This is a genomic window from Novacetimonas hansenii JCM 7643 (genome assembly GCF_000964405.1).
Taxonomy (GTDB): Bacteria; Pseudomonadota; Alphaproteobacteria; order Acetobacterales; family Acetobacteraceae; genus Novacetimonas; species Novacetimonas hansenii.
Genome location: NZ_BANE01000355.1, coordinates 1 through 364, shown reverse-complemented (window position 1 = coordinate 364; position 364 = coordinate 1). Strand labels below are relative to the sequence as shown.

The window sequence follows — 364 nt, the reverse complement described above, 5'->3', positions numbered from 1 at the left end:
GGCACCGCATCCGTCTGGTCATTGAAAACCGGGGTGAACAGCGATGCCACAGAGGCCCCGGACGGGTTGGCCGTATCCTCTGGCACGGGGGGCAGCGTCACATTCCCGGTGGCAAGCGGCGCGTCATTTACCGGCGTCACCACTGTCGAAAGCGCCGAAAAATTGGCCGAAATCGCCGTAGTCCCGCCATTGACCGATACATCCACCCCTGTTGCATCCGCCACAGGGCCATTGCTGCTGTCGATCAGGCGCGATGTCAGTACGGGCGGCGTGCCGTTCCAGTTCGGCGCGGGCAGGAACGACAGGAGCGCCGATGGCGACAGCACGGTCGCGTTCGTATCCGACACGTTCGTTGCAACCGCCG

Annotated in this window: 1 protein-coding gene; it reads right to left on the bottom strand. The window is 64.0% G+C overall.

Annotated elements, in window-relative coordinates; genetic code table 11:
* Positions 1–347, bottom strand: a 347-nt coding sequence (locus B7G66_RS16585) for a hypothetical protein (RefSeq protein WP_456306330.1), incomplete at its 3' end; no start/stop codon positions are given.
* Between the last annotated feature and the right edge of the window lie 17 nt (positions 348–364).